General features: G+C 75.3%; 1 pseudogene. It reads right to left on the reverse strand.

Annotated features, from left to right (window positions below):
• Positions 1-373: pseudogene (locus tag D180_RS19340) on the reverse strand (TolC family protein); the annotation flags it as partial.

Here is a 373-nt window from a genome sequence, read left to right on the forward strand (position 1 = left end):
CGCCGAGCGTGTAGGCGTGGGCGCGGTCTTCGCGGAACCGCGTCTGCGCGGCGGTCAGGCTCAGCTCGGGCAGGGCACGCTTGCGCTCCACCTCGACCTGGCGATCAGCAGCTTCGGCTTCCGAAGCGGCGATGCGCACTGGCAGCGCTGCCGCCTCGGTCGCGCGCGGCGATGGCGGCGTGCGGTCGAGCAGGCTGCCATCGAGGGACTGCACCGGCATCTCCAGCAGGGCGATCGCCGCCAGGCGCGCCAGCGCCGCGTCGCGGAACGCCTGCGCTTCGTCCAGCGCCGCGGTGGCATCGGCCACTTCGCTGCGCGCCTGCACCGCGCGCAGTCGCGGCTCGCGGCCCTGCGCGACCATCGCCTCGACGGC

This window comes from Xanthomonas sp. SHU 166, from assembly GCF_000364685.1.
Lineage (GTDB): Bacteria > Pseudomonadota > Gammaproteobacteria > Xanthomonadales > Xanthomonadaceae > Xanthomonas_A > Xanthomonas_A sontii.